We start from the raw sequence: 24,312 nt of genomic DNA, 5'->3' as shown, positions 1-24,312 counted from the left end.
GGGTTCGGCGAGTCCCCCGCTTCCTGATTCACCGGGTCACGTCGGAGAACCACGCATCGAACGCCTCGAGGTCATCCGCCCCGTCTTCGCCACCGGCGGCGAAGCGCTTGGACCAGTACAAGCGCCCCGCGACGCCCGGATGAGGAAGATGGATCGGATGCCGCGAGTACTCGATCAGCGGACCTTCGCGATCCCAGAACCTGAAGTACTGCGCCGTCGTGCCGGAAGCCTCGTCCTGCAGGTCCACGGCCTTGAAGGACGGCGACCAGGCAAACGCCCCGTTCTGGATCCAGAACGTCCCTGAATACGCATCCCGCTCGAACGCGTCGACAGCTGCGGGCTTCGACGCCCAGTCGCGATAGAGGACGACCTCCGCGGAGCCGCGCAGGAAGTCGAGGAACTCCTGCTCGTCGGTGGCGTCCATCGCCACCGCGATCTGACGACCCATGCCGCCCTCAGTCGAACGCGTAGTCGAAGTCCCCGTCCTTCACCGCCAGCTCGACCTTCGTGATCGCCTGCCCGTTGGTGACGCGGGTGAGGTACTCGCGGCTGATGCGCGGCAGCACCGTGTTTGTGAGGATCGCGTCGACCACGCGGCCGCCGCTCTCCACCTCGTTGCAGCGGCTGATGATCAGCTTGACTACGTCGTCGCCGAAGGTCAGCGGCACGCCCAGGTTCTCGCCCACGCGCTTCTGGATGCGGCCCAGCTGCAGGCGCACGATCTGGCCCAGCATCTCCTCGCTCAGCGGGTAGTACGGGATCGTCACCAGGCGGCCCAGCAGCGCCGCCGGGAAGATCTTCAGCAGCGGCTCGCGCAGCGCCTTGGCAATGCCTTCCGGTTCCGGCATCAGTTCCGGGTCCGCGCACAGCTTCATGATCAGGTCGCTGCCCGCATTGCTGGTCAGCAGGATGATCGTGTTCTTGAAGTCGATGTGGCGGCCCTCGCCGTCCTCCATGCGGCCCTTGTCGAAGACCTGGAAGAAGAGCTCGTGCACGTCCGGGTGGGCCTTCTCGACTTCGTCCAGCAGCACGATGCTGTAGGGCCGGCGGCGCACCGCCTCGGTCAGCACGCCGCCTTCGCCGTAACCGACGTAGCCCGGGGGCGAGCCCTTGAGCGTGGAGACCGTGTGCGCCTCCTGGAACTCGCTCATGTTGATCGTGATGACGTTCTGCTCGCCGCCGTAGAGCGCCTCGGCCAGCGCGAGCGCCGTCTCCGTCTTGCCCACGCCCGAGGTGCCCGCCAGCAGGAACACGCCGATCGGCTTGCTCGGGTTGTCCAGCCCGGCGCGCGAGACCTCGATGCGCTTGGCGATCATCTCCAGCGCATGACGCTGGCCGACGACGCGCTGGTTCAGCGTGTCCGCCAGCTGCAGCACCGCCTGCACCTCGTTGCGCACCATGCGGCCGACCGGGATGCCGGTCCAGTCCTGCACCACCGCGGCCACCGCCTGTTCGTCGACCTGCGGCAGGATCAGCGGCGCATCGCCTTGCAAGGTCGTCAGCTCCGAACGCAGGCCGTGCAGTTCGGTCAGCAGCGTCTCGCGCTCGGCCGCTTCCGGTGCGCCCTCGCCGTCCTTGCGCAGCAGCGCGTGCAACTCCAGCACGCGGTCGACCATGCCCTTTTCCTTCAGGTGACGCGCCTCCAGCTCCGCCTTGCGCGTCTGCGCCTCGTCCAGCTGCGTCGCCACGCGTTGCTTGCGCTCCGCGACGTCCATGCCGATCGCGCCTTCGCGGCCGATGATCTCGCGCTCGATCTCCAGCGCCTGGATGCGGCGCAGGCAGTCCTCGAGTTCCGCCGGCGTCGCATGCTGGCTCACCGCCACGCGCGCGCACGCCGTGTCGAGCAGGCTCACCGCCTTGTCCGGCAGTTGACGCGCCGGGATGTAGCGGTGGCTCAGTCGCACCGCGGCTTCGATGCCCTCGTCGAGCAGCGCCACGCGGTGGTGTTTCTCCAGGATCGAGGCCACGCCGCGCAGCATCAGGATGGCCTTTTGTTCATCGGGCTCGGGCACCTGCACGACCTGGAAGCGCCGCGTCAGCGCCGGGTCCTTCTCGATGTGCTTCTTGTACTCCGCCCAGGTCGTCGCCGCGATCGTGCGCAGCTTGCCGCGCGCCAGCGCCGGCTTCAGCAGGTTGGCCGCGTCGCCGGTCCCCGCCGCGCCGCCCGCGCCGATCAGCGTGTGCGCCTCGTCGATGAACAGGATGATGGGCTTGGCCGAGGCCTGCACTTCGTCGATGACCTGGCGCAGGCGGTTCTCGAATTCGCCCTTCATGCTCGCGCCGGCCTGCAGCAGGCCGATGTCGAGCATGTACAGCGAGACGTCCTTGAGCTGCGGCGGCACGTCGCCCTGCGCCAGGCGCAGCGCGAAGCCTTCCACCACCGCCGTCTTGCCAACGCCGGCCTCGCCCGTGAGGATGGGGTTGTTCTGGCGGCGGCGCATCAGGATGTCGACGATCTGGCGGATCTCCTCGTCGCGGCCGGCGATCGGGTCGATCTCGCCGTTGCGCGCGCGCTCGGTCAGGTCGACGGCGTAACGCTTGAGCGCCTCCTGCTTGCCCATCGCCGCGGGCGCGATCGCGCCGCTGGCGTCACCGGGCACGGCGCCCGGCTCGGCCGCGCGCATCGCGCGCTCGGGCGAGCCTTCGAGGATCTGGTTGAATTTCTCGCCCAGGTCGTCGACGTTGATCTTCTCGAACTGCTTCGAGACCGACAGCAGCACGTTGCGCATCGAGGCCGTCTTCAGCAGACCCAGCACCAGGTGGCCGGTGCGCACCTGCTGGTCGCCGAACATCAGCGAGCCATAGACCCAGCCGCGCTCGACCGCGTTCTCGACCCAGCTCGACAGGTCGGTGACCGAGCTCGCGCCGCGCGGCAGCCGGTCCAGCGAGGCCATCAGGTCCGTCGACAGCTGCGCCGCGTCCAGCCCGTAGTGCTTGACGATGCGATGCAGGTCGGAATCGGGCGTGTTGAGGATCTGGTAGAGCCAGTGCTGCAGCTCGACGTACGGATTGCCCCGCAGCTTGCAGAACACGGTGGCGCCTTCGATCGCCTTGTAGGCCAGCGGGTTGAGCTTGCCGAAGAGGCTGGTGCGGGCGATTTCAGTCATGACGATGCTCCCTGTGATGCCGGCGGCGTGGCCCGTCCCTTCACCCGCTGATGCGGATGCAGATGCAGGTCGCCCCGGTCGTGACGATGCGGACGGCCGCCCGAGCGGCCCGTCCAGGAGGTGAAGCCCAGGCGCGCGCCGCCGCTGAGCGCCGCGGCGGGCACCTCGTCGCGGCGCAGCACGGGCTGCAGCTCCCATTGCAGGTTGTGGCCGACGTACTGGCGGATCCAGTCGTTCAGCGGCCGCCACGCGTCGCCGTCGGGCAGGAAGCCCTCGTACTGGCGCAGCGTCAGCGGCCCCAGGACGACGCGGAAACGGTACTGCCGGTCCCAGGCCTTGTTGCCCGCGGAGGTGTTGCGGCCCAGGCGCGGCAGCTCGCTGCCGATGCGCTCGGGCCGCTGGCGCGCGAAGCCGAGCCGCGTGCGCTCGCCGTCCTCGACGGGCAGCCAGTGCGGCACGTGCTGCTCGATGCGCACCGGCACCTTGAAGTGGGACGACAGGATCTTGGCCAAGCCTTCCGGATGCTGCGCGCGGCCGCCGTGCAGGCCGGCCTGGAACAGGCGCGCCGTCTGCGGCAGCGAGTCGCCGGGCCGCTGCGCGCCGTCGAGTCCCGTCGCCGCGCCCAGCCAGGCCGCGTAGCGGTCGGTCGCGGGCCGGTCGTGCTGGACGGCCGGCTGCGACTGCGCCCAGGCGCGGTAGAAGTGCAGCAGCAGCCGGTGGTGGAAGACGTCGAGGAATCGGCTCAGCGTCGGATCGCCGCGCTGGTGCAGCCGCTCGCGGGTGTATTCGGTCAGGTGCAGCGGCATCGGCCCCTGCGGACCGAGCAGGCCGAAGAAGCGCACCCCCAGCCGCGGCGCGGGGTTCTGACCGCGCGTCAGACTCTGAATCGCTGCCGGTGCGAAATCGAGCTCGGGCTCCTGGCCCAGCCGGATCGCCTCCTGCGACGGGCGCAGGCCGCGGCCCAGACGCGGCACGTCCGGCGTCAGGCCCTCGATGCGCCGCAGCAGCGCGAAGAAATCATGCGCCCACGGCGTCGCCTCGACGTCCTCGAACAGCGCGCGCAGCGCGGCATCGCGCTCATTGCGCTTCTCGGGCCGGCGCGCGAGCAGCGACTCGGGCGTCGGCACCGCCGCGTCGTCGGATTCGGCATCGGGCTTGGCGTCCGGCGCTTGCGCGACGGCGCCGCCGCCGGACTCGCCGGTGGCGTCGTCGTCGGGCGTCGAGCCGGGCCCGTGGAGGTTCATCCGCGTTCCCCGACGCGGTCCCGCTCGCCGGCGCGTTCGCCGCGTCCTTCCGCATCGCCGCCGATGCGCGGCGCCCAGCGCTTCACGAGACCGCGCTGCGTGGTGCGCAGGCTCAGCTGCGTGAAGCTGTTGATCGCCGCGTGGCGCGTGAAGTAGCGCTCCAGCACGCTCGCGAAGAGGAAACTGCTGTGGCCCTGGAACGCGTGTTCATCGAGTTCCAGAACGATCTCGGCCCCCGTGCCGTAACTCAGCGGACCCGTGAACGGCAGGCGCCGCACGACCGGCTTGGCCTCGACGGCGCGCACGCCCTCGACCTGCCGCAGCCAGCCCGGATCGCCCGGCGGGCCATACAGCGCAAGCAGCCGTCGCAGCGTGGCGGCCGCCTGGGCAGGCGGCTCGTCGGCCCAGGGCAGCTGCTGCTGGGTCAGCAGGCCGACCAGGCTCCAACCCGCCTCGCCCGCCGGCTGGCGATTGACCGGCCGTGTCGGGCCGTGCACGGCGTCGACCTTGAGCACCGGACCCGCCGCATCAAGCCGCCACACGCCGGCGCCGTTGTGCGGCAGCAGCATCGGCAGGTCGCGGTTGGTGACCAGCGCGGAGACCGACAGCTGGCGGATGTCCTCGCGGTACGGCGCGTGACGCGGATCGACCAGCGAGAGGAAGACCTCGTCGCCGATGTAGCCGGTGCGCGGCCCCTGCTCCTTCTGGCGCGAGGACATCAGCCGCGGCTCGCGCCGCGCGGTATAGAAACCCGGCGCGTCGGGCGGCGCCTGGTGATACGTGGCGTAGAGCGGCTCGAAGCCCTGCTGCCCCAGCGCCCCGGCACCATAGCCGGTGACCGATTGCAGGCTGTGGATCTCGTAGTCCATCGGCCGGGTGCGGTCCGGCACGACGTGGTATTCCCAGCTGCCGGTGCCGAGCTGGATCCGGTCCAGCCGCTTAGGGAACAGGTTGATCGCTGGCGTGCAGTGCAGCGAGACGCTGTCGACATCGACCATCGCCTCCAGCGCGCCATCGCCGCGGGAGAAGAACAGCACGATCTCGAAGGAGGTGCCGTCGATGCGCGCGAGGCGGTCGGCCAGTTGATCGACCTCGAGGAACAGGAAGCGTCGCGGCATCGCGGCGAGCTCCTGCATCAGCCGGCTGCCGGAGAAGTTGCGATGCGTCTCGGGCAGCAGCGCCTCGTCGGGCGCGAAGCCCAGCGGACGGATGCTGGTCGCGGGCCGCCATTGCACGGGGACGTTCGTGGCATCGATGCCGTCGCCGGTGACGAAGGTCCCCAGCGGCGCACCCAGCGCGAGTTCATGCAGCCGGTACGCGACCTCGTCCGGCGCGCTCAGATACAGCGCCAGGCGGTCCAGTCCGAGCTGCCGCACGGGAATGCCGCCACCGGTCTTGAGCTTCAGCCGCACGCCGCCACGGCTGCCCGCCGCATCCGGCAGGCGCGAGACCGGCAGGTCCGGCGCGTGGGTGAAGTACTGGACGTCGTCCAGCGTCAGCGGCCACAGCGTGACGTCGTGGGCGGTGCGGAACTCGCAACGCGTGTCCTGGCCGCGCGGGATGGCGGACTGCAGCACGCTGCCGCGCGGCACCGGGTGACCCTTGGACAGGTTGGGGTCGGTGGGATCGACGCTCAGGCGCGCGATCATCATCGATGGGATCGGCGCGAGGAAGTTCGGGTAGATCGATTCGAGCAGGTGCGAGATCAGCCGCGGATGCTCGGCATCCAGCTTGAGCTGCACGCGCGCGGACAGGAAGGCGAAACCCTCCAGCAGCCGCTCGACGTAGGGGTCGGCGACCTCGGCGTCCTCCAGCCCGAGCCGGGCGGCGATCTTCGGGAAGTCGCGGGCGAATTCGGCGCCGACCTCGCGCAGGTGGGCAAGCTCGTCGTTGTACAGGCGCAGCAGGCGCGGATCCATGTCCTCAGCCCTCGCGCACTTCGACCTGGCCGGCCTCGAGGTCCATCTGCGTGCGCAGCAGGATCTCCAGCGGGATGGGCTGCGCCCACAGGTGGCCGCGGATGTCGAACTCGATCACGTTGTGCGTGTCCATGACGCTCTGCGTCTCGATCGCGCGGACCTCCAGCGTGTCCGGCAGGATGCGCGGCTCGAAGCGCAGGATGGCCTGGCGGATCTGCTTCTCCAGCAGGTGCACGTCGATGCGCGAGGCCAGTTGCCCCGACAGCGCCGGCAGCCCGAAGTTCAGCACGCTGTCGCCGACGTGGCCGTAGGGATCGCACTCCTTGCCCATCGGCTGGATCGCGTTGAACAGCCAGCCCAGGTCGCGCAGCACCGCCTGGCGCAGCTGCGACTTGGTCATGACGCGACGCTCTTCCGCCTCGACGCGGTGGAAAGGGTCGTCGTCGGTCAACCGGTCCAGCAGGGCCGGTTGCAGGCGGTCGCGGTGGATCTGGCTCATGAACAGGAGAAACGGATCGAGCAGGTCGGGCTTGCCGGGCAGGTCCGGAGCGACATCACGCCGCGGCCGGCCGCGCGCGGCGTCATGGCTGGCGCAGTTCGATGAGACGCGCGTCGAGCAGGCCGGTCTCACCCTGGTCGGTCATCAGCACGCGCTGACCGACGCCGGCGTACTGGTCGTCCTGCGAGCCCGGCAGCGCCTGCCATTCGGTGCGGCGCGCCATCCAGACGCGCTCGTCGTCGAAGGCCACGCTGCGTGGATAACGCGTCGGGAGCAGCGCGACGGAGCCGCCGCCGTTGGGGAATTCGAGATGCGCCGCGGACCACACGAGATCGCGCAGGTCCGTCGGCGCCTCGATGTGGATCTCCTTGATCGCGGAGAACGGCACCCAGCAGTAGCGGCCGTTGATCACCGCCTCCAGCACCGGCCCGAGGCGCGAATCGCCATCGCAGATCCAGTCGAAGGCCTGGCCGTCGATAGCACCCGGAGTGGCCGGCGCGGCATCGAGCGCCTGCGCCCGCAGCAGCCGCGCGCCGGCGATGTCGCCGTCATGCTCGACCTTCAGCGAATGGACGAGGTTCGCGACCCACTCGGCCGGCTCGCCCATCACCATGGGCGTGGTGCGTCCCTCGAAGACGGCCTCACGCACCAGCTCGCACTTGAGCGCTTCGCGGTAGGTGTTGACCATCGCCAGCGTGCCCGCGTCGAGTTCGCCGCAGACTTCCAGCTGCGCGGCCGCGCGCGCCCATTGGCCCGTCACCGCCAGCAGCTGGAACAGCATCGTGCGCAGCTTCGCGTCCTGCGGACGCTGACGGACCTCCGCCTGCGCCGCAGCCAGCGCCTCGGTCGGGCGGCCCGCCGCCAGCAGTTCCTGCACTGCGCTCATTCAAGACTCCCGTGGAATGCAGATCTCCGGCGGGCTCACCCCCGGTGAGCGCGCCGACCGGACCTCAGGTGAGGTCGTCGTCGAAGGTGTGCGTGCCGCCCATCGCGCCCTTGGCGTTCTGGGTGCGGTACTCGATGTTGACCTTCTGGAAGCTCATCGAGATGCGCTCCACCGGCGCGCCGGTCTCGTCGCAGTCGATGTCGTAGGACGCGATGCGCGCCTTCTCCAGCGTCAGGCAGAAGTAGTCCTCCTGCGAGCCGCCGGCCTTGCGCAGGTAGAGCTTGGAGCTCTTGACCTCGTCGTTGGTCGCGACGGCGCTCATCAGCGCGGTGCTCGCGCTGTCGAGGCCCTTGGTGATCGTGAGCTGGCGGTAGCTGCGGCGGCCGGTCTGCTGACCGGCCACGGCATCGCCCGCGGCCCCCACGCCCCAGCTGAAGCCGCGCACGACGATGTCGTTGGCGTGGCCCGCCGAGGTGGATTCGCCCTTGACCTTGCCCGCGCGCTTGAGCGACAGGTCCAGGTACATGTCGGCGCTGTTCGCGCCGCTGGTCAACGGATTCATCTTTCGCTCCGGCATGGACAACGGATGACGGCTTCATTCACCGTCGAACCGGCATGCGTTGTCCGAGCGCGGCGCGCCGGACCGGGGTCCGCCGCGCCGCGGGGATCATCGACGGCGGCGGCGCCGGCGCGAGCCGGCGCGCCGCCCTCGATGCATCAACGCGTTTCGGTCGTGGCCACGTTCCAGCCGAACTTGACCGCGCCGCCCAGGCCGCCCTTGGCGTCTTGGGCCTTGTACTCGAACTCGATGTCGGCGTAGGACACCGACACGCTTTCGCTGATCTCGCCGCCGGCCGAAGCGGACGGGGAGACGGCGGTCACGAGGACCTGCTTCAGGGTGACCTTCAGGAAGTCCTGCTGGCCTTCACCGGCCTTGCGGCAGGTCAGCACGGCCTGGTCGAAATGCTTGCCCGAGGCGCAGGCCTTGGCCAGCACCGGGGACGCCTTGTCGTAGTAGTGCGCGAACACGAACTGGCCAGGAACGCCCTTGCCCTTGCCCGAACCGGTACCGGCGGCGGCGGTGCTTTCCTGACGCACGTCCCACGACCAGGCCAGCAGGTCGATCTCGCCCTTGTGGTCCTTGTGGGTGGATTCGCCTTCGACTCCGGCGAACTTCAGATTGGCGTCGATCGTCATGGTCGGTTTCTCCTAGATGAACTCTGTGAAAACGGTCTCCGCCTCGACGCTGACCGCGACGGAGACCAGGGATTTCGGACCTCGGAAGGTCCGGATGGCGGGGTGCCTCGAAAGTTCAGAACGCGCCCTTCGAAGGCGCTCCCTTCAACACGTCGCGCGTCGTCGCGCGCGATTCTCAAATTCTTGTGGCGATGACCGCCGCGCGGCCACCACCGTTGTCTTGCGCTTACTTGCCCTTCTGCGACGGCAGCGTCGAGACCAGACGCAGCGACACGGTCAGGCCTTCGAGCTGGTAATGCGGACGCAGGAAGAATTTCGACGAGTAGTAGCCGGGGTTGCCCGGGATCTCCTCGACGACCACTTCCGCGGACGCCAGCGGCTTCTGCGACTTCGTCGTCTCCGACGAGTTCGCCGGGTCGCCGTCGACGTAGTTCATGATCCACTTGTTGAGCCACTTCTCCATGTCGCCGCGTTCCTTGAACGAGCCCACCTTGTCGCGCACGATGCACTTCAGGTAATGCGCGAAGCGGTTGCAGGCGAACAGGTAGGGCAGGCGCGCGGCCAGGTTGGCGTTGGCGGTGGCGTCGGGGTCGTCGTACTCGGCGGGCTTCTGCAGCGACTGGGCGCCGATGAACGCGGCGAAGTCCGAGTTCTTGCGGTGCACCAGCGGCATGAAACCGTTCTTGGCCAGCTCGGCCTCGCGGCGGTCGCTGATCGCGATCTCCGTCGGGCACTTCATGGCCACGCCGCCCTCGTCGGTCGGGAAGGTGTGGGCCGGCAGGCCTTCGACCGCGCCGCCCGCTTCCACGCCGCGGATGCGGGTGCACCAGCCGTAGGTCTTGAACGAGCGGTTGATGTTGGTCGCCATCGCGTAGGCCGAGTTGGCCCACGTGTACTTGGCGTGTTCGCCGCCGCCGGTCTCTTCCTCGAAGTTGAAGTCCTCGACCGGATTCGTCTTCGAGCCGTAGGGCAGGCGCGCCAGGAAACGCGGCATGGCCAGGCCGATGTAGCGCGCGTCGTCGGACTCGCGCAGCGACTTCCAGGCGGCGTACTCGGGCGTGCTGAAGATCTTGGTCAGGTCGCGCGGGTTGGCGAGTTCCTGCCACGAGCCCATCTGCATCAGCGACGGGTTCACCGCGGCGATGAAGGGCGAGTGCGCGGCGGCCGAGACCTTGGCGATCTCGCCCAGCAGCTCGACGTCCGGCGGGCTGTGGTCGAAGTAGTAGTCGCCGACGATGGCGCCGAAAGGCTCGCCGCCGAACTGGCCGAATTCCTCTTCGTACACGCGCTTGAAGATCGGGCTCTGGTCCCAGGCCGTGCCCTTGTAGCGCTTGAGCGTCTTGCCGAGGTCGTTCTTCGAGATGCTCATCACGCGGATCTTGAGCTGCTCGTCGGTCTCGGTGTTGTTGACCAGGTAGTGCAGGCCGCGCCAGGCCGATTCCAGCTGCTGGAATTCGGCGTGGTGCAGGATCGCGTTGACCTGTTCGGACAGCTTCTTGTCGATCTCGGCGATCATGGCCTCGATCGAGACGATGACGTCGCTGCCGATCAGCGTGGTCTGCGACAGCGCCTGCTGGGCCAGCGTCAGCACCGCCTGCTCGACGGCGGACTTGGCCTCGTCGGTCTTGGGCTTGAATTCCTTGTTCAGCAGCGAGGCGAACTCGCCGCCTTCGTACTCGATGCCCTGCAGTGAAGGCGCTGATTGCGCGAGGGTCTCATCGGCCATGGTGCGTGCTCCGTGGGGTCCGTCGGTTTCTGTATGACGTGAGGCGCCGCGCTTACTGCGCGCCGCCCTCGGCCGGCTTCTGGGCCGTAGCCAGGGACTTCAGCAGCGCCTCGTCCTTGACGACCTTGGCGATCAGCTGCTCGGCGCCGGCCTTGCCGTCCATGTAGGTGATCAGGTTGGCGAGCTGCTGGCGCGCCTCGAGCAACTGCTTGAGGCCGTCGACCTTGCGCGCGACCGCGGCCGGCGAGAAGTCGTCCATCGACTCGAAGGTCAGGTCGACCATGAGGTTGCCTTCGCCGGTCAGCGTGTTGGGCACGGCGAAGGAGACGCGCGGCTTCATGGCCTTCATGCGGGCGTCGAAGTTGTCGACGTCGAAGTCCAGGAACTTGCGGTCCGACACCGGCGGCAGCGGCTCCGTGGGCTTGCCCGACAGGTCCGACAGCACGCCCATCACGAAGGGCAGCTGCACCTTCTTCTCGGCGCCGTAGAGCTCGACGTCGTACTCGATCTGCACGCGCGGGGCGCGATTCCTGGCGATGAACTTCTGGCTGCTGGTGGCCATGGGGTGCTCCTTGAAGCGGGGATCGGGTGAAAGGCGGAACGTTGAAGAACGGCGTCGATATCGGTGTCGGGGCGGCGTCCGGCGTTTACTCGCTGGTCGTGCCGGCGAGCTTCTCGATCTCGTGCACGCCCTCGGGATTCAGGTCGCGCATGATTTCCAGGAAGCTCTTGCTCATCAGCCGCTGCGCGCGGCGGATCAGCAACGGCGCGGGATTGCTGGGCTCGTGGCGCTCGATCCAGTCGCAGACGCGTTGCAGCGCGCGGACGGCGTCGTCGCGGCTGGCGATCGTGCCAGGCGCGGCAACCGCGCCGACGGCCACGCCGCCAAAGCCCGCGGCCGGCGCGCCGGTCGCATCGTCCGAAACGGCAGCGACGTCGCCGCCCTGCCCCTGCAGTTGTCCGGCGGCCGCGGCGAGCGGCTTGAACAGACGCAGCAGCGGCGAGAAATCAGGACCTTGTCCGGCGCCGAGCGGCGACTCGATCGCCGCGACGATGCCTTGCACCGTCGGGAGCGCCTCGTGCAGCCGCGCGGCAAAGGCGGGATCGTTGGCGGCCTGCGCCGACAGCCCGGCCATCAGGCCTTCGGGCGACGGCACGGACTCCTCGCCCATCGGATCGGCGTTGCCCAGCGCCAGCTCCACGTCGCGCACGCGGGGACCGCCGCGCTGGCCGGTCAGGCTCGCGGCGCGCAGGTCGGCGATGCCGGCCATCACGCTGGTCAGCGGTTGCAGCGCGTTCAGGCGCATCGTCGGGTCATCGTGGTCGGAGGCATCCAGCTGCGGATGCACGTGCGCCCACTGTTGTTCCAGCAGACCGCGGATCAGCGCCAGGCCGTCGATGGCGGCGCCCAGTCCTTGCAGCCGGGCGCCGGCGCGCACCAGCCAGACGGCGACACGCAGGTCGCGGGTCCGCTTGGCCAGCGCCAGGGCCTGCTCATGGACCGCGTGCCAGTCGGGCTCCTCGGCCGGGATGATGGTGTCGCCGAACTGCTGCTCGGGTTTGCCCGCGCCCGCTGCTTCCAGGGCGAGGAAGGCAGCGTCGTACTCCAGGTCGGCGCCGCATGGGGCATCGTCCTGCAAGGGGGCAAGCAGCGAATCGAGGTCGAGGTCAGCCATCGCGTCGGAGGCAGCAAAACGGTTGCATGCCATGGACTCTATTGAGGGCTGTAACTACGCGCAGTGGTCGAAAGTCACTTTGGCCCCTCAAGGGGGCGCTCAGGCTAGGGATTGCTGCCCCTCGCAAGTCAAGGGGAGCCACCTCTGCGCGGCACGCGACACCCTCTTCCGAGGTACCAGGATGAATGCCAGCCGTCAGCAACATTAACAATGTGTTTCGGTGCGGGACAAGAACATGTCGGGCCGCTCATACTCCGGCCCCGCAAGACCTGTCCCCTTCGTGAGGGACAAGGTGATCAATCGCTGCAAGAGCTCCCCCATGAAGCATCCGGCTGAATCCTCTTTGAACGCGCTGGTGGCCCCGGCCCCGGCCGCGCCGACGCTCGTCGCGCCGCTGCCGCCTGACGCCGACCGTCGTCGCCTGTTGACGCTGGCCGGCGCGAGCGCACTCCTGTCCGCCTGCGGCGGTGGCGGCAGTGGCGGGGACTCGCCGGCCACGCCGACGGCGCCCCCGCCGGGATCGCCGCCGGCGTCACCGCCGCCGCCCGCATCTCCTCCCCCTCCTGCTGCACCGCCACCGTCAGGATCGCCCCCGGCGTCGCCCCCGCCGCCTGCATCGCCGCCGCCTCCTCCGCCGCCGCCCGCGCCGGCCCCATCGGTCAAGCGCGGCATCGCCTACGACCTCAGGGACGCGGCCGACTTCACCGCGCTGTCCGGCGGCAGCGTAGGCTGGTGGTACAACTGGGCGCTCCAGCCCGATGCGAACGTCCGGTCGAATCCGTCGATCGCCGGCGCGATGCAACACGTGCCCATGGTCTGGACTTCCAAGGACGTCAACGTCGCCGACGTCGTCACCGCGCTGAAGGCGCGTCCCGCGGTGAAGGACCTGCTCGTGATCAACGAGCCCAACCTGACCGATCAGGCCAATCTGTCGCCGGCAGACGCCGCCGTACAGTGGCTCAAGCTGGAGGACATCGCACGCCAGACCGGCGTGCGGCTGATCGGGCCGGCGCTCAACTGGGGCACGATGGCGGGCTACGAGGATCCGATCAAGTGGATGGACGCCTTCCTCGCCGCCTTCCGCGGCGCCAACGGGCGCGATCCGCAGATCGACGCCCTGGCGTTCCATTGGTACGACTACGGTCTCGCAGGCCAGTTGGACCGGCTCAAGAAATACGGCAAGCCGTTCTGGGTGACCGAGATGGCCAACTGGCACAACGGTGACGGCAGCGCGCAGATCGACACGCCCGCCAAGCAGATGGCGCAGATGGCCGACATGGTCGGCATCTGCGAGTCGCGCAGCGACGTGCTCCGCTACTCGTGGTTCATTGGCCGGCTGTCGCCCGATCCGCACTACACGAGCCTGTTCGGCGCGTCCGGCGTGCTGACCCAGGTCGGCCAGCAGTACAAGAGCCTGCCCAAGGCCTGAGCGATCAGCGCAGCGCGGCGATCAACGCCGCCTGCGCGACGTGGCGCCGTTCCTGCGCATCGCCGCCTAGCCCCTGGGCGGGCGTGAGGAGCGCCTGCACCTCCACCACCGGCACCACGGCCGCCGCCGTCAGCCGCCGCACCACTGCGGGCGGCAGGCCGTCGCACGCGATCGCGCCATACAGATGCCCGAGCAGGCGGGCGATCTCCTCCAGCGCGGCGCCGTCCTCGAGCATCCGCGCGGGGTCGAGCACGGTCACCTGAGCACCCAGTTCGATCACCGTCTGCCGGAACAGCATCGCCGCGGGCGTGCGCTCGTCCCCACACACCATCCCCATCCGAAGGCCCAGCAAGGGCGGAGGCGTCGTGCGCGAAGACGAGGCGGGCAGCGGCATGGTCGGACGCGCGGCGTGGGGCGCGGAGGTGGGTGGCAGGGTGAGGACGGCGGGCGCACGGCCACGCCGGGAGGCGAGCTGCGCAGCGTAGCCAGCTCGCGGAAAGACACGTTGACCGAAGTCAACGCGAACGTCTCATCGCATCCGGGAACGCCGCCCCTGTCCGGACCTGACGGGCCGTTACTGAACCGACACCGAGGGTTCACCGACTGTTGCTGATCGATGTCAAGGATTGGTGCCGCTGTTGCGGGCCGTTTCTAGCATCCCCAGCAACCCTTTCAACCACGAGATCACCATGCACAGCGCCATCGCCCTCGCCTCCCCCCCGAGCGACCTCCCCCGCGACCGCCTGCGCGATGCCCCGGCCGGCCGGCCGCGCAAGGCGACGTCCGCAACCCCGTCGCCGCGCGAAGGTGGCGCTGGCCTGTCGGCCACGGCCGCGATCGTCGCCGGCGCCACGCCTGGCCTGATCGCGCCGGACCTGCGCCCGCAACTGCGGCCGCCGCTGCATCTGACGATCTCCGAACCGCGCGTGGTCTCCCGCGATCCGCAACAGCGCATGCTCGACGTGATGCGCACCATCCGGGACATCATCCAGCCGGCCGCCAAGGTCGTGCGCGCCGGCGACATGATCTTCCGCGCCTCGCAGCCGTTCAACACGGTGTACCTGATCAATGCGGGCGCGTTCAAGCTGGTGAGCCGCAGCCTGGACGGCCGCGAGCAGATCGTGAGCCTGAAGTTCCGCGGCGACTGGCTGGGCTTCAGCGGCATCGCGCACGGACGCCATCCCTGCGACGCGGTCGCGATGGACACGGGCAACATCTCGATCATTCCGTATGACCAGCTGCTGCAGGCCTGCGCGCGATACCCGGAGATGATGGCCGTGGTCCACGAAGGCATGAGCGCCGAGATCACCCACGAGCGTCAGTCGCTGATGTCGGTGTGCACGCTGGCCTCGCTGGCGCGGGTGGCGGAGTTCCTCTGCGCCTGGGCGCGCAGCATGCACCAGCGCGGCCTGCGCGCCGATGAGCTGACGCTGCGCATGACGCGCGCCGACCTCGGCAACTACCTCGGCATGACGCTCGAGACGGTCAGCCGCTGCCTGTCCAAGCTGAACCGCGAAGGCCTGATCCTGTTCGGCGAACGCGGCCGCCGCCAGATCTCCATCCCGAGCCGGGAGCGCCTCGAACAGTTCGTGATCGGGGGCTCGATGGCGCGGGGGAAGCTGGCGACGGCGGCGTGAGTCTGCTGGCGCACATCGGTGCGCCGCCTCGGCGGCTCAGGCTTGCACGATGATCTCGAAGCCGCCGAAGATCATGCGCTGGCCGTCGAAGGGCATGTTCTTCGGGTCGTGGTTCATGCGCGGGTCTTCCATCGACTTCTTCATCCCTTCGTCGCGCGCCTGGCGCGACGGCCAGACGATCCATGAGAAGACGACGGTCTCGTCAGGCTTGCGCTGCACGGCCATCGGGAACGAGGTCACCTTGCCCTCCGGCACGTCGTCGCCCCAGCACTCGACGACGCTGAGCGCGCCGTGGTCCTTGAACACGGCCGAGGCGTCCTGCGCCAGTTGGCGATAGGCCTCGCGCTTGGCGGTCGGCACGGCGATCACGAATCCATCCACGTAGTCCATTGCGGTTCTCCGGTTGTTGGCGCGGCTGGGTGTCACACCTTGCACGACGAATGGCGATGGGGAAATCGACGACGCTTCCTCAGGTCTGAGGATGGCGATCCCTTCAGCTTCTGTCATCGTAGCCAGATACGCCCGGAATGAACCGGCGACGGGGAGGATGCGATGACCCATGACACCGCCATTGCCGCGCTCGAAGCGGCTGGTCTTCATGCAGAGCGCGGTTCGCTCTTGAAACGCGAGTACGACAGCCGACGAGCGGCGAGACGCGGCCGTTGATCTTCTCTGGGATGTTGACCGATGCGAACTGGAAGGTCCTTGTGGCGCTGCTCAACGAGGTGGGACAAAGTGGGCCGGTCGACCCGCCGTTCCCCATCGTCCGGAGCTAGCGGATGTACCAGGTCTTCTCGGTCCAAGCGGCCGGTGATCGCGCCAAGGGCAACTGGCTGTTGTCGACGCTAAGCGGACCTGGACAAGACTCGAAAGCGGCTGTTCAAAGCGTTGGTCACAGGGATTATTGTTGGTCAATGCGCCCTCGAGACCATACATGGACCAATCCTGACCCAGTCGGCCAAGATCAACGGGACAACCCTTACGCCGATCTCCATAACGTCCTGTAGCGCCTCCCCGCACAGCGCGCCAGTGAGGTCGTGCAGTTGCCGCCGCACCGTTGGGCACCTCTCGCCTGAGCCGCCTGCGAGCAGGTGCGTCCGCCCTTTGCCAACATGTGCGGGCTGGCCGCTTGCGGACAGCCCGCCGCGACGCGGCAATGTATGCACACCCGACCGCCTATTGCCACAGCCAAGACATGCGCAACCTCGGATTGGCTATCACACGGCTTTGACAACTAGGAAATCGAGGTATCAACCCGGGTAGCGCAAGCTGCTACAAGATGTGACCATAAAGCCCAGGTCTTCGCGCGCCTCAACAGCCTTCCTAGGAGAGGAAATGGAAATGGAAATACCTACGACTTCCACGCCGTTTGACTCGAGGCCAACAAAATCAAACATGATTGGCGTTCATGGAAAGCTAATTGTTGCCGCACGAAACCATGAAACACTGGACGATTTCAATCGAATAATTGCGCCATTATTCGAATCGATACTGAAGGTGAAATCGGAAAGTCCAATAGCACTGAAGGTATCCAAAGCGATTAGAAAAAGCCTTCTTGGATCCTCCCGCCTTTCAGTGAAGTTGGCGGCATGGCGGCTTCCATTTGACGATCAACTACTAAATGAACTTGAGCAGAGCAAGGACCAAGATAGTCGAAACATAGCCGAAAAGTTGCGGACCGCCAGACGCCTCGCTTCAAAAATTGATTCGCCGCTTGGGGTATTGAACCTGTACCGTCAGCATGTGTTCATGCAAGATCCATTTGCCGGACCCATTGAGCATGCGTTTACGGTAGGACCGTCCGAGACTGTCGAGGTGCGAATGGAGACGGTTCAACGGCAGACTTTCGAGCAATCGCAGCAGCAGTCATTAACTCAGCAAGACGAGAGCTCTGCCGAGGATCGTCGATCGAACGATGTGTCGGATCGCATTGCGCGAACCATCTCCCGCTCCACGAACGCGACAATCTCGGCAAGTGTGTCCGGGTCCTATGGAGTGGTGTCAGGTGGAGTATCCGGCTCGCAAAGCTGGAGTTCCTCTGATACGGAATCGAGAGAGCGGATCTCGAGGCAGCTAACCGAGACAGTCAATCGAGTAAGTGAGTCTCTCACCAGATCATTCACGGTTTCATCAAAGACCACAACGGACTTCTTAGAGACCAACAGTTATCGAAGAACGGTTGAAAACAAACTACCAGAAGCCATGAACTATGGCCTGAGGCGCCTTTTTCAGAAGATGAAAATTAGTCAACAATCACTGGGGCCTCGCCTAGTTTGGCAAATTGTTCTTGAAAACCCAGGTGGCAGCGTAGCTAGGGGAGCCCTTGTCAACCGAACCGTACTTGAGGGAAATCCCTCCAAGCTCGTAGGCCCGCCGCCCGTTTTCGTGTCGCCACCTTGGGGTCTACAGTGGAACGGTCCCGGCGGCGGCACTATGCGAGAGATCCTAGAACGAGTTCCACTTCACGAAGGCGCATTTAATTGGCGCGTCCAGGGATTGAAGGACATCGCCGCCTTCTACTTCGCAAACGGGAGCCAGACCCAGGACATTACGTTCACTGGAGCGGACTCCAGTTGGACGACGCGCGCCACAATTAAAAGCATATCTGAGACATACCAACAGAAAAGTTTAGCTTCGGACCAATCGACTCAAATCGAATCAAACTCGGACGGAGATGCAAAATTCGGAGCAACGGCGGCCCCCAGCCGAATTATAGTAGTTCTCATAGAATTCAAGACAGTAGGCTATACCGGTAACAAAATCTATTCACCTGACTACGAAACAGAATTTAAACCAAGAATGGTGGAGGAACTGAGAGTTGCTACCGCATCTACTCGATTCTGGGATTCGTCTGGGTCCGATGAAGGCAATGCTGAGGCTAGTGCAATCCTAGCCGGATGGGCAACATACCTGACTGACGTAAGTGGAACAGTGCGGCGCGCGCCGGATGATCTCAGACGCGAAGAGCGGGCCATAATTCTTTCTCGTGTTTTCCGGGATAAGCTCAAGATCAGTCCTGAAGCCGCGGGCGAGTTGGATGTATTTCGCGAGCTTTTTGATCTCGATCAATTCTTTACGACTCCGGCCGCGACCGAAGAGAATCGCGGGCACACATTGCCTTCGACCTACTTTTTCGACGCAAAGAGTTCTGCAAGATTTGGCTCATCACTGTCGTGGGACATTCAACCTGATGTCGACGATGCTCGCAATCAGTTCGTCAATTCAGCGCATTTGCAAGCATTCATTCCCATTAGAGCAGGACGCGAGCGAGCAGCCGTCGAATACCTTCGACTGCACGGACAACTAGGTATTCCTTTCGAAGATGATCTAGAAAAGGTTCTTCTAGAGTTCGCTGCCCGGCGTATCGAGGAAGACCGGTTTCCGCTTCAGGGGCCAGACGATGTTTTTTCTGAGGGATCTACAAGCAAGCACAACGGAATGAGTCTTGCAGAGATATATCCAATATACCGAGAATTCGAGGCCACAGCGCCGATTGAAGGCTTTGTTTATCAGAAGATCGAACTAAAGTGAGCATCGCAAGCGTTCCGTTGGTGCTTTGTGGGCCGATCTTGCGGCGCTACAGCCCAAAGAGCTTCTGGATTTGGATACTCGTAGGGCGCGAACTCAAAGTGCAGGCCAACGTCTACAAGACGGTCGAACGGTCGAACAAATCGATCGATCGAGCTGAGATCGTAGGCGGTGGATTCGCGGCATCCCACAGAATATGCGACCGAGCCCATCTGGTCATGTTGCAGGCGAAGCCACTAGCTGATCTTCGAGATGGATTTCCGGAAAACTCGACGCTGCTTTATGAGTTGCTTGTCGTTGACGATATTACGAGTCGCCCTCTACTGACTAAGAAGGAGTTAACAGAAAGGCTGCTGGAAGGTTATAGCGACCTGTCTTTGATGACACCGCCTGCGTCGGCTGAAGGTAGCCTATTGGTGGCAATGGGTTCTTGTCGAAACTTAGATCAAGGTGATTCTTGCATCGGACTGGCCAAGTTAAGGACTGAGGTCTGGGATCGTCGCGAAACTCGACCTCACATGATTGTCCTGATGGGAGATCAAGTCTATTGCGATGACTTGACCCAGAAGACTTATGATGCTTGCAAGGACTTAAGCGGCAGAGTGTTTGGTTCATTGCCCAGAGACAAGATCCTCTTAAGCCTCACTTCTAGCCAGAAGGTCGCGTTCATTAGAACCCAACTGACAGTCACCAAGGGGCCATTTGGAGTTTCGCCAGTTCCAGAAAGGCACCTACTCGGCTTTGCCGAGATTTGCGCGCTGTATTTACTCTATTGGAGCTCGGGCGCCTGGGGACTACTTTCACTAACACCACCTGCGGATACGCGCCATTGGGAGTTGATATTTGCCAACACTATCACATACTTTTCTGGCGACGACCATGAGATAACGGACGACTATGGCTTCGATGGCCAATGGCAGAAAGCCATCACGGAATCAACGAAAGTTCGACGCTTTGCGGCGAATGGAACGCTCGCTTATCTTATTTTTCAGGGGTACGGCAACGACCCCGCGGCCTTTGGGGATCTGCAGGACGACCATTCTTTCATTCGGCAGGCAATCTTCGGTGCGATCGCTACTGACGGGAATCTAGCGCGGGCCGATGACTCGATCATGTCGCTTGAATCATGGAGCTATGTAATTCCTGCCAATTTTGCCATGGTGGTCCTCGACTCAAGACTCGCACGAACAGATGACCCCTCCACAAGCAAGACGAGCGCCCAAGAGATTCTTCCCTCGGGAAGAATCAAGGAGTACCCTCAACTGCGCGCGAAGTTCTTTTCTGCAGGCGTTCTAAACGCCCTACTGAGGTCGGCAAAGGAAACTTCTGGCGGTGGCACTCTCCATTTACTCACACCAACTCCGGTTTTCGGACAACCTGCGGTCGAGAGATTGATTCGGAACAGAGTAAAAAGCAGGGATACTGCTTTAGCGTATGACTACGAAAACTGGAAATCCAACCCACGCAACTACTTCACCTTGGCGGATTGCATTGAGCGCTCTGGTTTTGAGGCATGCTCAGTATATTCTGGCGATGTCCACTATGCGTTCTTGGCGAAAGGGACAATTTCGGTAAATGGTCGGACAATGCGGGTATCACAAGCATGCGCCAGTGCGCTTGCAAACCCTATATCTGCAGCTGCCCAGTTTATCCTTGATGGCGCGCCCGCCTCAAAAGAGGTGATCTCCTACATCTGGAGGCGATTCGAAGATTCTTGGAAGCTGCTGCTGGGCTACCAGTCTACGGAGGTGGATAGCAACTCTCTCTTCTCCAATCATGGAAAGCCAACACTAGTCGAAAGCCTCTTTTATCAAGGACTAGAGAACAACTCATCTAGTACCATTTCATTTGCTTCCAGCCTCGCTGTAATATTGATCTCGCGCGATGCGGCGCGATCTACACTGTTGTCCTTGAGTCAAGAATCCAGATTACCCGTCATTGCCACCATGATCTCAAATTAGCCTCCGCCTATCCGTTTCACCATTTTAGAGACTTGTGGACAAGCCCATTTCCTCCCTTTATCAAAGTTTGAAACTGATCAGAGGTGCGGAGGCCGTTCATCGAGAGCGCAGCGACGCCACCAACATGCTGATGGACCCGCGCGAGGCGCCTGTTCTATCGACTGTGCAACTTGTCATCGTCTCTGAAGGATGACGAGTTTTGGGCGCTGCTTAAAATAGACACCTCCAACCAGCTTAGATGGCGGAATTTGCGTCTTGTCCCCTGGCGTGACCGACCGCATATTGGTGATTGGTAGCCGGGCTGCTAGAAGCCGACTCCATCCATTCAGCACGTAGACCACGAGCGACTGCGTACCCGAGGCAAGAGCCGACACTCTTCCCCGACGACTGAGCACACGAACGCGTCTCGGCGCCGTTCTCCCTCAGCGCGACAGCACCTTCCCGATCGCCCGCGCCAGCGCGGCGCGCTCATACGGCTTGGGCAGCAGCTCCCAGCCCAGCGCGTTGTCATGCCCGGACGACAACAACTCCGCCGAGAACCCCGACATCAGCAGTACGGCGATGTCGGGCCATTCCTTTTGGACCTGTGATGCCAGCTCGGTACCGCGCATGCCTGCGCCCAACGCGATGTCGCTGAGCAGCAGATGCGGCAGCGCGCTGGCCTCGGACGAGTCGGTTGCATCGTCCAACTCGCGCAGATGCCTGAGAGCCTCTTCCGCGCTGGCGCAGGCCGTGACGCCGCAACCCAGGTCGGTCAGGTAGCGACGCGCCACCGCGCGTACCTCAGTGTCATCCTCAACCAGCAGCACACGTAGTCCCGGCGGCACGGATGCGGCCGTCGCGTCGTGCTCGGCGGCTTCGCGCTTTGTTGCTGGCGGCTGGGGCAGGATCAACGACAAGGTCGTGCCGTGCCCCGGCGTGCTGTCGATGCCGATCGCCCCGCGCGACTGGCGCGCGAAGCCGTAGACAGTGCTCAATCCCAGCCCGGTGCCCCGCCCCGCCTGCTTCGTCGTGAAGAAGGGTTCGAAGGCGCGCTCCTTGACGTCCTCCGGCATGCCCGTGCCACTGTCGGAGATCGCGATGCGGACATAGTGCGTCGCGCTGTCCGACCCGGATCCCGCGGGCGTCGGATCTTCGTCGTCCTCCTCCAGCTCGCGGCGCAGCTCCGGCGGGATGGCATTCAGCGGTGCCGCTTCGAACACCAACTCCCCGCCCTCGGGCATCGCGTCGCGCGCATTGATGGCGATGTTCAGCAGCGCCGATTCCAGCTGTGCCGGATCGGCCTGCACATCAGGGCAATCGGATGCCACCTCGATGCGGATGCGGATGCGCTGGTCGAGCGTGCGACGCAGCATGTCCGCCAGCGAGCGCATCATTGCGCCCACGTCGACGCTGGCCGGCTGCAGCCGCTGCCGGCGCGAGAACGCCAGCAGCTTGCCGGTCAGCTCCGCGCCGCGGCGCGAGGCCCGCGTCGCGGCCGCGACCAGTTGCGGTGCGAAGCTGTCCTCAGTCACCACCGGCAGCTCGGCCAGCACCTGCAAGTTGCCCTGGATGACCGTCAGCAGGTTGTTGAAATCGTGCGCGATGCCGCCCGTCAGTTGACCCACGGCCTCCAGCCGCTGCGAGTGATTCAGCGCCTCCTCGGTCTGAGCCCGCTGCAGGCAGGTGCCGAGCAGGTTGGCGACCGATTCCAGGAAGCGCACCTCCGCGTCGCCGAAGCGTTTCGGCTGGCGCGAGCGCACGGCCAGCGTGCCCACGGGCCGTCCACGATCCGACAACGGGACCGCCAGCGAGGACACGAGGCCCGCCTGCCGATAGGCGTCGGGGACGATGAACCTTTGCTCGATGCCGTAATCCTCGACCACGACCGGGATGCCGTGCGCCAGCACGAAACCCTGCGGCGTCTCGGGCCGGTTCGGCACATTCACCCCAAGTCCTTCGCCGTCCAGCAGGCCGACGCCGCCGGCCAGGCGCAACTCGGTACGGCCCGGCTCGAGCAGGAACACCACCGCCACATCGGCCTCGAGCGCCTGCGCGGCGATCGAAGGCACCTGGCGCAGCACCTCCTGCGGATCGAGCGAATCGACGGCGATCTTGCCCAGTTGTGCCAGATGCTCGCTGTAGCGCGCGCGCTGCAAGGCCTGGCGCACGCGCGGGTACTCGGCGACGCTGCGGATCGAGGCCATCGTGTACGGCAGTCCGAGCGGCTGCAACGGGCTCAGCGCGATCTCCACCAGGACCTCCGACCCGTCACGCCGGCGCGCGACCAGCTCGGTGGCCGTGCCGCCCATCGGCCGCGATCGCGGCGCCCCTTCGTAAGCATGCCGGTAAGCGGCGTGGCGAGGGCGGATGCTGTCGGGCACCAGCATCTCGACGGCAGCGCCGATCAGGTCCTCGTTTGCATAGCCGAGCAGTTGGGATGCCGTCGGATTCGCGAGCCGGATCAGCCCCTGTTCGTCGACCAGCAGCAACCCGTCCGGCGAGGCAGCGAAGAGCGCGCGGAAGATCGCCGATTCATCGAGGCCGGACGCTCCGCCGCCGATCACGTCGGCCGCATTGATCGCGTCGGTCGTGCTGTCGTTTGTGACTTCGCCCATGGCGGTGCTCAGGTCGAAATCGTCGAGGTCACCCTCGGCGCGAACAGGTAGCCGGCCCCTCGCACCGACTTGATCCATTGGCCCTCGCCCGACTCGGCGCCGAGCTTGCGACGCAGGCGTCCGACCTGCACGTCGATCGTGCGGTCGAACGGCCCCGACTCGCGGCCCCGCGTGTGCTCCAGCAGGAAGTCCCGCGACAGCACGCGCCCCGGATGCAGCAGGAAGATGTGCAGCAGGTCGAACTCGCCGGTCGTCAGCGCGACTTCCTCGCCGTCGGGCCCGGTCACGCGGCGCGCGGACACATCGACGGTCCAGCCCTCGAAGTGGAGCCGCTCCCGGCCGGCGGACAGGTCATGGACGATCTCACCCGGCTGTCCACGCGACGTCTGCATCGACGCCGACAGGGGCGGCGCGCCGGACGCGGCCATCGCGTTCCCGGCGTGCGCATGCGCGGCGGCGGGCGTCGCCGCCGGCCCGGGCGCCAGGCGCCGCAGCACGGCCTTCACGCGGGCGACCAGTTCGCGCAGGTCGAAGGGCTTGGTCACGTAGTCGTCGGCACCGACCTCCAGCCCGACGACCTTGTCCACCGCATCGCCGCGCCCGGTGACGATCACCAGGCCGCAGCGCCAGTGCTCGCGCAACTGACGCGCGATGACGAATCCGTCCTCGCCGGGCAGTCCCAGGTCCAGCAGCACCAGGTCGGGCGTGTCCGCCGCCATCAGCTCCATCAGCGCACGGCCCGTGTGGAGCTGCGTCGTGCGAAAGCCGTGCGACGCCAGGTAGCCTGCCAGCAGCTGGGTGATGTCGGGCTCGTCGTCGAGGATCGCCAGATGGGCGGGCGCGGGCACCGGTGCAGGCGCGCTCGCCGGGGCGGCCGTGGAAGGGAGGAAATCGGGCGCGGTCATG

Annotated in this window: 19 protein-coding genes; 4 read left to right on the top strand and 15 right to left on the bottom strand. The window is 65.6% G+C overall.

What is annotated here, in order from left to right; all coding sequences use genetic code 11:
• Positions 1 to 28 precede the first annotated feature (28 nt).
• The 11 genes from AC07OZ_RS03015 to tssA form a co-directional block, all read right to left on the bottom strand.
• Positions 29 to 448: a hypothetical protein gene (locus tag AC07OZ_RS03015; RefSeq protein WP_495465671.1), complete on the bottom strand. Its 420-nt coding sequence runs from the start codon at positions 446 to 448 to the stop codon at positions 29 to 31.
• 7 nt (positions 449 to 455) lie between these two features.
• On the bottom strand, positions 456 to 3,107 hold the full coding sequence (gene tssH, locus AC07OZ_RS03010; protein ID WP_495465670.1) for a type VI secretion system ATPase TssH: 2,652 nt from the start codon (positions 3,105 to 3,107) through the stop codon (positions 456 to 458).
• Positions 3,104 to 4,351: a type VI secretion system baseplate subunit TssG gene (tssG, locus tag AC07OZ_RS03005; protein ID WP_495465669.1), complete on the bottom strand. Its 1,248-nt coding sequence runs from the start codon at positions 4,349 to 4,351 to the stop codon at positions 3,104 to 3,106. The genes tssH and tssG overlap by 4 nt, the downstream gene beginning before the upstream one ends.
• A complete protein-coding gene (gene tssF, locus AC07OZ_RS03000; protein WP_495465668.1) occupies positions 4,348 to 6,270 on the bottom strand; it encodes a type VI secretion system baseplate subunit TssF in 1,923 nt (640 codons plus the stop codon). The genes tssG and tssF overlap by 4 nt, the downstream gene beginning before the upstream one ends.
• A 4-nt stretch (positions 6,271 to 6,274) precedes the next feature.
• Positions 6,275 to 6,769, bottom strand: a complete 495-nt coding sequence (tssE, locus tag AC07OZ_RS02995) for a type VI secretion system baseplate subunit TssE (RefSeq protein WP_088404496.1) — start codon at positions 6,767 to 6,769, stop codon at positions 6,275 to 6,277.
• Between the two features lie 82 nt (positions 6,770 to 6,851).
• Positions 6,852 to 7,655 carry a type VI secretion system accessory protein TagJ gene (locus AC07OZ_RS02990; protein ID WP_495465667.1) on the bottom strand — a complete coding sequence of 268 codons (804 nt, stop codon included), beginning with the start codon at positions 7,653 to 7,655 and terminating at the stop codon, positions 6,852 to 6,854.
• A gap of 64 nt (positions 7,656 to 7,719) precedes the next feature.
• Positions 7,720 to 8,217, bottom strand: a complete 498-nt coding sequence (locus AC07OZ_RS02985) for an Hcp family type VI secretion system effector (RefSeq protein WP_297526743.1) — start codon at positions 8,215 to 8,217, stop codon at positions 7,720 to 7,722.
• A gap of 155 nt (positions 8,218 to 8,372) precedes the next feature.
• A complete protein-coding gene (locus tag AC07OZ_RS02980) occupies positions 8,373 to 8,852 on the bottom strand; it encodes an Hcp family type VI secretion system effector (RefSeq protein ID WP_067271515.1) in 480 nt (159 codons plus the stop codon).
• Positions 8,853 to 9,078: 226 nt separating this feature from the next.
• Positions 9,079 to 10,578 carry a type VI secretion system contractile sheath large subunit gene (gene tssC, locus AC07OZ_RS02975; protein WP_088404499.1) on the bottom strand — a complete coding sequence of 500 codons (1,500 nt, stop codon included), beginning with the start codon at positions 10,576 to 10,578 and terminating at the stop codon, positions 9,079 to 9,081.
• Positions 10,579 to 10,630: 52 nt separating this feature from the next.
• On the bottom strand, positions 10,631 to 11,140 hold the full coding sequence (gene tssB / locus AC07OZ_RS02970; RefSeq protein WP_495465666.1) for a type VI secretion system contractile sheath small subunit: 510 nt from the start codon (positions 11,138 to 11,140) through the stop codon (positions 10,631 to 10,633).
• 85 nt (positions 11,141 to 11,225) lie between these two features.
• A complete protein-coding gene (gene tssA, locus AC07OZ_RS02965) occupies positions 11,226 to 12,254 on the bottom strand; it encodes a type VI secretion system protein TssA (RefSeq protein WP_495465665.1) in 1,029 nt (342 codons plus the stop codon).
• 319 nt (positions 12,255 to 12,573) lie between these two features.
• Between tssA and AC07OZ_RS02960 the strand changes: the two genes are divergently transcribed.
• Positions 12,574 to 13,683, top strand: coding sequence for a glycosyl hydrolase (locus AC07OZ_RS02960; protein WP_495465664.1), 1,110 nt, complete (start codon positions 12,574 to 12,576; stop codon positions 13,681 to 13,683).
• Between the two features lie 4 nt (positions 13,684 to 13,687).
• Here AC07OZ_RS02960 and AC07OZ_RS02955 read toward each other — a convergent pair whose 3' ends face one another.
• Positions 13,688 to 14,014, bottom strand: a complete 327-nt coding sequence (locus AC07OZ_RS02955) for a hypothetical protein (RefSeq protein ID WP_495465663.1) — start codon at positions 14,012 to 14,014, stop codon at positions 13,688 to 13,690.
• A gap of 358 nt (positions 14,015 to 14,372) precedes the next feature.
• Here AC07OZ_RS02955 and AC07OZ_RS02950 point away from each other — a divergent pair, with 358 nt between their 5' ends.
• Positions 14,373 to 15,320, top strand: coding sequence for a Crp/Fnr family transcriptional regulator (locus AC07OZ_RS02950; protein WP_495465662.1), 948 nt, complete (start codon positions 14,373 to 14,375; stop codon positions 15,318 to 15,320).
• 36 nt (positions 15,321 to 15,356) lie between these two features.
• Here AC07OZ_RS02950 and AC07OZ_RS02945 read toward each other — a convergent pair whose 3' ends face one another.
• Entirely contained in the window at positions 15,357 to 15,710 is a 354-nt protein-coding gene (locus tag AC07OZ_RS02945) for a DUF1428 domain-containing protein (RefSeq protein WP_495465661.1), read from the bottom strand.
• Positions 15,711 to 16,655: 945 nt separating this feature from the next.
• Between AC07OZ_RS02945 and AC07OZ_RS02940 the strand changes: the two genes are divergently transcribed.
• Both AC07OZ_RS02940 and AC07OZ_RS02935 read left to right on the top strand, forming a co-directional pair.
• Positions 16,656 to 18,851 (top strand): hypothetical protein, encoded by a 2,196-nt coding sequence (locus tag AC07OZ_RS02940; RefSeq protein ID WP_495465660.1) that lies wholly within the window; start codon positions 16,656 to 16,658, stop codon positions 18,849 to 18,851.
• Positions 18,848 to 20,809, top strand: a complete 1,962-nt coding sequence (locus AC07OZ_RS02935) for a hypothetical protein (RefSeq protein WP_495465659.1) — start codon at positions 18,848 to 18,850, stop codon at positions 20,807 to 20,809. The genes AC07OZ_RS02940 and AC07OZ_RS02935 overlap by 4 nt, the downstream gene beginning before the upstream one ends.
• A 422-nt stretch (positions 20,810 to 21,231) precedes the next feature.
• Here AC07OZ_RS02935 and AC07OZ_RS02930 read toward each other — a convergent pair whose 3' ends face one another.
• Together AC07OZ_RS02930 and AC07OZ_RS02925 are read right to left on the bottom strand one after the other, a co-directional pair.
• Positions 21,232 to 23,406, bottom strand: coding sequence for a GAF domain-containing protein (locus AC07OZ_RS02930; protein WP_495465658.1), 2,175 nt, complete (start codon positions 23,404 to 23,406; stop codon positions 21,232 to 21,234).
• An 8-nt stretch (positions 23,407 to 23,414) separates the two neighbouring features.
• Positions 23,415 to 24,311: a response regulator transcription factor gene (locus AC07OZ_RS02925; protein ID WP_495465657.1), complete on the bottom strand. Its 897-nt coding sequence runs from the start codon at positions 24,309 to 24,311 to the stop codon at positions 23,415 to 23,417.
• Position 24,312: the final 1 nt, after the last annotated feature.

This window comes from Roseateles sp. GW821-FHT09G03, assembly GCF_059416045.1.
Note: the sequence above shows the minus strand (reverse complement) of the source record. Positions and strands in the feature narration are given on the sequence as shown.

Excerpts from the sequence above, each read along its gene's own strand:
- AC07OZ_RS03015 (WP_495465671.1), bottom strand. The coding sequence starts at position 448 with ATGGGTCGTCAGATCGCGGTGGCGATGGACGCCACCGACGAGCAGGAG.
- tssH (WP_495465670.1), bottom strand. The coding sequence starts at position 3,107 with ATGACTGAAATCGCCCGCACCAGCCTCTTCGGCAAGCTCAACCCGCTG.
- tssG (WP_495465669.1), bottom strand. The coding sequence starts at position 4,351 with ATGAACCTCCACGGGCCCGGCTCGACGCCCGACGACGACGCCACCGGC.
- tssF (WP_495465668.1), bottom strand. The coding sequence starts at position 6,270 with ATGGATCCGCGCCTGCTGCGCCTGTACAACGACGAGCTTGCCCACCTG.
- tssE (WP_088404496.1), bottom strand. The coding sequence starts at position 6,769 with ATGAGCCAGATCCACCGCGACCGCCTGCAACCGGCCCTGCTGGACCGG.
- AC07OZ_RS02990 (WP_495465667.1), bottom strand. The coding sequence starts at position 7,655 with ATGAGCGCAGTGCAGGAACTGCTGGCGGCGGGCCGCCCGACCGAGGCG.
- AC07OZ_RS02985 (WP_297526743.1), bottom strand. The coding sequence starts at position 8,217 with ATGAATCCGTTGACCAGCGGCGCGAACAGCGCCGACATGTACCTGGAC.
- AC07OZ_RS02980 (WP_067271515.1), bottom strand. The coding sequence starts at position 8,852 with ATGACGATCGACGCCAATCTGAAGTTCGCCGGAGTCGAAGGCGAATCC.
- tssC (WP_088404499.1), bottom strand. The coding sequence starts at position 10,578 with ATGGCCGATGAGACCCTCGCGCAATCAGCGCCTTCACTGCAGGGCATC.
- tssB (WP_495465666.1), bottom strand. The coding sequence starts at position 11,140 with ATGGCCACCAGCAGCCAGAAGTTCATCGCCAGGAATCGCGCCCCGCGC.
- tssA (WP_495465665.1), bottom strand. The coding sequence starts at position 12,254 with ATGGCTGACCTCGACCTCGATTCGCTGCTTGCCCCCTTGCAGGACGAT.
- AC07OZ_RS02960 (WP_495465664.1), top strand. The coding sequence starts at position 12,574 with ATGAAGCATCCGGCTGAATCCTCTTTGAACGCGCTGGTGGCCCCGGCC.
- AC07OZ_RS02955 (WP_495465663.1), bottom strand. The coding sequence starts at position 14,014 with ATGGTGTGTGGGGACGAGCGCACGCCCGCGGCGATGCTGTTCCGGCAG.
- AC07OZ_RS02950 (WP_495465662.1), top strand. The coding sequence starts at position 14,373 with ATGCACAGCGCCATCGCCCTCGCCTCCCCCCCGAGCGACCTCCCCCGC.
- AC07OZ_RS02945 (WP_495465661.1), bottom strand. The coding sequence starts at position 15,710 with ATGGACTACGTGGATGGATTCGTGATCGCCGTGCCGACCGCCAAGCGC.
- AC07OZ_RS02940 (WP_495465660.1), top strand. The coding sequence starts at position 16,656 with ATGGAAATGGAAATACCTACGACTTCCACGCCGTTTGACTCGAGGCCA.
- AC07OZ_RS02930 (WP_495465658.1), bottom strand. The coding sequence starts at position 23,406 with ATGGGCGAAGTCACAAACGACAGCACGACCGACGCGATCAATGCGGCC.
- AC07OZ_RS02925 (WP_495465657.1), bottom strand. The coding sequence starts at position 24,311 with ATGACCGCGCCCGATTTCCTCCCTTCCACGGCCGCCCCGGCGAGCGCG.